The organism is Siphonobacter sp. BAB-5405 (assembly GCF_002872335.1).
Lineage (GTDB): Bacteria > Bacteroidota > Bacteroidia > Cytophagales > Spirosomataceae > Siphonobacter.
Window position 1 is genome coordinate 1 of sequence record NZ_NJAG01000072.1, and the last position, 5,696, is coordinate 5,696.

Consider the following 5,696-nt stretch of genomic DNA (forward strand, 5'->3'; position numbering starts at 1 on the left):
ATGAATGGCCTGCGTTTGTTCGGGATGATTCCGGAGAAATTCCTGCCAATACGCGTCCGTTTCAGCCGTGGGCGACTGAATACTTCGGCGAAAAAAATCGTCTTCAATAAATGCTTCAGCAGTAAAGGTAGCGTAGCTAGGCATAGGCCAGATCGAACAACGCAGGATCGGTTTTCCTTCGTTCAATAACCAAGAGCAGCCTGCTAGCGAAATGTCCCCTCGAAAACAGAATTTTTTTTAGTAAGCCCAGAAAACCAGTAACAAACCAGCCATTAGGCTCATCAGTGCCGTCATGACGGGCAGATGGCCCCGGAGTTGGGTAAGGGCTTTGTAAAGCGTATTGCGGACCGCTTTTTCCGTAATGCCCATGATGAGAGCAATTTCTTCGGTTTTGAAGTTTTCGTAATACCGAAGGGTAATGACTTCCCGTTGCCGGGCAGGCAAATTTTGAAGCAAAGCGGTCAGCCTCCGGATCAGCAGGGCTTCCTGTTCGTGATCGATCCAAGAGGCTTCCATTGCTGGTTCTACCGCATCAAAAGTAAAAGGCAGCTGATTTTTTTCCTTTTCGGACAAACGATGAATACTGCGACGAAGCGATCTGAACAGATAAAATTTCACCGAATCGGCCGCTGAAAGATTCTCCCGCATTCGCCAAAGATCAATGAACAAATCCTGAACGGCATCTTCTACCAAGGTTACTTGAGGAAAGAGTTTATAACCGTAGCTGTACAAGATGGAATAGTATCGCTCGTAAAGTTGAGCAAAGGCCGAACGATCGCCCTGTCGGAGCAAATGCCAGAGTGTATCGTCGGAGATAGGTTCCATAGGTGCGGTTGATTGAGGGTATAAAGTACGTTAAATTATCCTATTAGCTGGACGTATAATTATATTTTTCTTTAACTGTTCTTTGAAATTCTGAACGCTAGGAATAAGAGGCATAGGCAAAAGATTTACCCTGTAAAACGGTTGGAAAAGAAGAGGTTGACCGCCTGAGGAGGGGCGATTAGGGGACATAAAAACGAAACGCCCGCCGGGTTTGTCCGGCGGGCGTTTGCTCTAAAGTGACTGTTTACTCTACATTTCTGGGATCCGTCCCATTTTTGATAAGGTATTCTTTGGGAGGAGTCAGGCCCAGCAAATGCTGCACGAAATAGTCCCAGCGACGCCGCATCATGTAGTTCGTATACGCTCCAAAACCGTGACGGCTGTTGGGGAAAATCACCAGATCGTAATCTTTGTTGGCTTTTTCCAGGGCTTCCACTACCAGCAGAGTATTGTAGGGTGGAACGTTGTCGTCCATCATCCCGTGGGCCAGCATCAGTTTGCCTTTGAGATTTTTGGCGTGAACCTGATTCGCCTGAGCTTCGTAATTCGAAACGCCTCTGGCATTCTTGGTCTCCAAGCCAATGTACCGCTCGCCCCAGTCGTCTTCGTAGTTGCGGTTGTCGTGATTCCCCGATTCGGAAATACCCACTTTAAAGAAGTCGGGGTACACAAACATCGCACAAGCCGTAGCAAAGCCGCCGCCCGAATGCCCCCAAATGCCTACGCGGCTGGTATCCATGTAGGTACGCACCGCCGCAAGCTGTTGGATGGCTGCAATCTGATCGGGCAACGTGTTATCGGCCATGTTACCGTAGCTCATATCGTGGAAACGCTTGGACCGTAGCGGATTGCTGGTACCTTCGAGTTCTACCACAATAAAACCTAACTCGGCCAGAGCCTGATTATCCCGTCGCGAAGCCGTAAACGAGAAGTTGCGTACACTACCGCCCTGAGGGCCGGGATAGATGTAATCAATAACCGGATATTTTTTTCGTGGAATCGAGCTTGGTTGGGGTATACAGAAGTCCGTACACATCCGTTTTGCCGTCGTGTGCTTTGACGGAGAAAGGAATGGGCGGTTTCCAGCCCGTTGCCTGCAGGCGGCTTAGGTCCGTTTTTTCCAGCGTTGCTACGAGCTTACCCGTATTTGAACGAAGTACCATAATTGGAGGTACATCTGGTTCTGAATACGTATCGACCAAATAAGCTCCCGAAGGCGAGAGGGTCGTCAGGTGTTTACCCCGTTCGGGCGTGAGTAACGTCAGCTTCTTGCCATCCAGACCGATTTTATAGAGGTGCGAATAGTACGGATTGCCGGGTTCTTTGCCATTGGCCATGAAATAGATGATCCGGTTTTTCTCATCCACACTCAGTACATCGGTCACCAGCCATTCGCCTTTGGTAATCTGCTGTTTGAGCTGACCGCTGGTGGCATCGTAGAGGTACAGATGGCCCCAGTCGTCCCGCTCGGAGTACCAGATGATTTCGTTGGTTTTGGGTAGGTACCGCCAGCTGATGCCTTCGTGGCCGGACTCAAACTGCGTAGCAGACGTTTCCTGGAAAATTTCCCGAACCTGTCCCGTCGTCGCATTGGCCAGGCGAATTTTTTCCTGCTTGTGATCGCGGGAGGTGGACACGAAAAGCAGTTGTGTAGCATCGTCATTCCAGGCCACATCACTGAGTTTACCCATGGATGAAATGTCGTCGCCCAGGGTAGATCGGTGCGGATCCGGGGCTACCTGTAAGCGAATGACTTTCGGATTTCCAACCTCGATGACGACGCGGTGTAGCATTGCTACGGTACTATCACCGGGGAGTGGATATTTCCACTGTTCCAGCGTGGGATGACCTACGTTGGTGGTGGCTAAGTACATTTCACCCACCTTGCGTTCGTCTTGCTGAAAGGTGGCGATTTTTTTGGAATCGGGGGACCAGAGCAGGATGGCCCGGTCGCTGTGTTTCCAGCCCGCGTTATCGGTGGCGTAACCAAAATCTTTGACGCCATCGGTCGTCAGCTGGGTAAGCTGATTCGTCGCCAGATCCCTTACCCAGAGGTTGTAATCTTTAATGAATGCCGCTTTTTTGCCATCGGGGGAAAGGGACTCATTACGGCGGGCTTTCACCTTCTCTTTCGCGGGGGTAAGCTGACCGCTGGTTAGATCGTATTGCCAGGATTTACCACCGGACGCAAACAGAATCGCTTTTTCGTCGGGCGTGAACGTTACTTCCTGAAACGGCAATCGTTGGGCCGTATACGTTTTGCCCGTGGCGGAAGACAACACCTCCGCGACTTTCTGATGATTGAACGCTGGTAAACGCGTCGCCTTGGCTGGATCGACCAGAATGAATTCACTGCCTTGGGGCGTAAGGGTGCGGTAAACGAAGCGGTCTTTTGCCAACCATACGGGTCGACTGGCGGTATGATCAATGTACTGTTGTGTGGTGGAGGCCAGCATACGCTCGGCCCGGGCGTAATCCTGGGCCGATAGGGAAGGGGTTTGCTGAGCCCACACCGTACCCGTCAATACAGTTGAAAGCACAAATGTACTCCAAGCGTTCATGGGAAAGGGGTCTGGTTAAGGATGCTTTACATGGGAAAATGATCGCGTAAAATACGGCATTTTCAGCACATTCAGGCCTGATTAATAGACTTGGCCTGAATTAAAATCGACCCTCTCAACGGACGCTTGGATCTTTCGTCTACACGACGAGAAGATACGAAGGTCTGAAACCAGTATAGCTGTATAGAACAAAACCCTTTGCAAACCCGCTCTTGTACGGACATCGCAGGTACAGAATCCGTCATCTGACCGGCACGATTACCCAGTAGGAGTCTTCACAAAGCGATCACTCGGTCTTCCCCTTAAACGTCGCATAAATCGCCATGGCGTGGCCGTGTCCCAGCTCAAATTCTTCCTTCAGCCAATTCGTGATAGCGGTGGCTTTTATAGCAGGATTGAGTACTCCATCTATCATAAAGTTTTTCGCTTCGGCGAGCTTCTTAAAATCTTCCGGAGACTTACCCGTTTTGGCTTTGATGTTGTCAAGATACGCTTGGAAAGACATAGGATCTGTGTTTGTTAGAGGTCAAGTAAAAAAGTAATTGGTCAACGAAGACAGTGACCGCACGCTCATGGGGAACATTCCTTACAGCTTGCCCACTGCCTTTAATTCAAGTTCATTTTCTTAAACTCAAAAGGCTTCAAACCCACCTGTTTCTTAAAAAGCCGGGTGAAGTACGAAACGTTTTCGAAACCTAACTGATAGGCCACGGAAGCAATGTTCTGATCCTCGGCCAGCAAGCGGTTTTTCGCTTCGGAAATCAAAAAGAGGTGGATCAAATCCATGGCGGTTTTGCCCGTTTCCTGCTTGAGCAGGTCACTCAGGTAACGCGGAGAAACGTTTAGGGTATCTGCCAGGGCGTTGACCGAGGGGAGCCCCTTTTCCTGCAAAGTCCCCGCTTCCAGGTACTGTGTCAAAACCCGGTTGAATTTAGAAATCATTTTTCCCGAAAGTTCCGTCCGATTGATGAACTGCCGTTTATAAAACCGCTGGGCGTACATCAGAATGGAGGCCAGGTGGCTCAGCATAATTTCCCGGCTGTACTCGTCCGGATTATTGGTGTATTCACTACTGATCTTCTCGTGCAGGCTCCAGATGAGTTCTTCTTCCTTGGGTGAAAGGTGCAGGGCTTCGTTGACCTCGTAATCAAAGAAACCGTACTTCTGGATCGTATGATGCAACTCATGTCCATTCAGAAAATCTTCGTGAATAAAGATCATAAAGCCTTTTTCTTCAAGCTCCAGATCCCGCATTTCAATAATCTGCCGGGGCTTGACGAACATCATCGACCCATTGCTGTGATCGTACTGCGTGCGTCCGTACCGAATCACGCCCGCTTTTAACTTTTTGAAGCCAATCAGGTACGCATCGCTGGTAAACTCCCGGTCGCCCAGCGGACAATCCCGGTTGCAATTCGCCAGACTCAGTAGCGGATGTTCCGGCGGCGGCCAGCCATTCGCCCGGTGCAGGTCACTCAGGGTTTTAAAATGTTTCATCGCTTCAAGATACGCGTTTAAAGTTTAGTTAGGTAGTATGAATTTAAGGGAAACCTTATCCCCGAGGCAAACAACCATTTTTTGACAAAGGTACCGGTCCGCGGTCGGGCAGGACTAACTCATTTCCCGGAAGAACTAGCACAAAATAACGTACAGCAGAAAAGTGTACAGGTACAATATATACAGTTGTATCTACCCACGCTAGCGGAAGGAATCTAGGAAATGCGTACTTTGGAAAACTGAATCTGTTCTTCCCTATGAAAAAGCTGCTGACCTTTGTATCGCTTAGTATCCTGTTTATTTCCTGTCAGAAACGAATGCACCCCGCTGGCGTCGCTCAACCCCTGGACGCCTTTTTCCGGACGGCTCCGGATTTTAGCGGTGTAGTACTGATCGCCGAAAAAGGGAAACCTGTGTACCATCGGGCTTTCGGGTACCAGAACTTCGACACCCGTCAATCCATGACGACGGCGTCGGTCTTTGAACTCGCCTCTCTTTCCAAGCAGTTCACCGCCATGACGATTCTTTTGCTCAAGGAAGCTGGTAAACTCCAGTATGACGACCCCATCGAAAACTATTTGCCGGGTTTGCCGTACCCCGGCGTAACCATCCGGCATTTGCTGAATCATACCTCGGGATTGCCCGATTATCAGGAAGTAATGGACCAGCACTGGGACAAGAGTAAGGTAGCAGGCAATGCGGATAATATCGCGTATTTGATTCAATACCATCCCGAACGCCAGTTTGAGCCCGGTAGCCGCTACGAATACAGCAACACCGGCTACATGCTCCTGGCAAGTATTGTGGAGAAGG

General features: G+C 49.8%; 6 protein-coding genes. 1 reads left to right on the forward strand and 5 read right to left on the reverse strand.

Features of this window, described 5'->3' with window-relative positions:
• Positions 1-237: 237 nt before the first annotated feature.
• The 5 genes from BWI97_RS25380 to BWI97_RS25395 form a co-directional block, all read right to left on the reverse strand.
• Positions 238-825, reverse strand: coding sequence for an RNA polymerase sigma factor (locus tag BWI97_RS25380; protein WP_102203312.1), 588 nt, complete (start codon positions 823-825; stop codon positions 238-240).
• 244 nt (positions 826-1,069) lie between these two features.
• Positions 1,070-1,861 (reverse strand): S9 family peptidase, encoded by a 792-nt coding sequence (locus BWI97_RS28675; RefSeq protein ID WP_233208040.1) that lies wholly within the window; start codon positions 1,859-1,861, stop codon positions 1,070-1,072.
• The gene (locus BWI97_RS25385; protein WP_233208041.1) at positions 1,797-3,386 is read right to left on the reverse strand and encodes a DPP IV N-terminal domain-containing protein; all 1,590 of its coding nucleotides are present in this window, start codon (positions 3,384-3,386) and stop codon (positions 1,797-1,799) included. The genes BWI97_RS28675 and BWI97_RS25385 overlap by 65 nt, the downstream gene beginning before the upstream one ends.
• 286 nt (positions 3,387-3,672) lie before the next feature.
• A complete protein-coding gene (locus BWI97_RS25390; RefSeq protein ID WP_094812256.1) occupies positions 3,673-3,891 on the reverse strand; it encodes a DUF4287 domain-containing protein in 219 nt (72 codons plus the stop codon).
• A gap of 101 nt (positions 3,892-3,992) precedes the next feature.
• Positions 3,993-4,883: an AraC family transcriptional regulator gene (locus tag BWI97_RS25395; protein WP_102203313.1), complete on the reverse strand. Its 891-nt coding sequence runs from the start codon at positions 4,881-4,883 to the stop codon at positions 3,993-3,995.
• 257 nt (positions 4,884-5,140) lie between these two features.
• Between BWI97_RS25395 and BWI97_RS25400 the strand changes: the two genes are divergently transcribed.
• Positions 5,141-5,696, forward strand: a 556-nt coding sequence (locus tag BWI97_RS25400; RefSeq protein WP_233208042.1) for a serine hydrolase, incomplete at its 3' end; no start/stop codon positions are given.

What these genes read in the sequence shown, in the direction of transcription:
- BWI97_RS25385 (WP_233208041.1), bottom strand. Translation starts at nt 3,386, where the DNA reads ATGAACGCTTGGAGTACATTTGTGCTTTCAACTGTATTGACGGGTACG.
- BWI97_RS25395 (WP_102203313.1), bottom strand. Translation starts at nt 4,883, where the DNA reads ATGAAACATTTTAAAACCCTGAGTGACCTGCACCGGGCGAATGGCTGG.
- BWI97_RS25390 (WP_094812256.1), bottom strand. Translation starts at nt 3,891, where the DNA reads ATGTCTTTCCAAGCGTATCTTGACAACATCAAAGCCAAAACGGGTAAG.
- BWI97_RS28675 (WP_233208040.1), bottom strand. Translation starts at nt 1,861, where the DNA reads ATGTGTACGGACTTCTGTATACCCCAACCAAGCTCGATTCCACGAAAA.
- BWI97_RS25380 (WP_102203312.1), bottom strand. Translation starts at nt 825, where the DNA reads ATGGAACCTATCTCCGACGATACACTCTGGCATTTGCTCCGACAGGGC.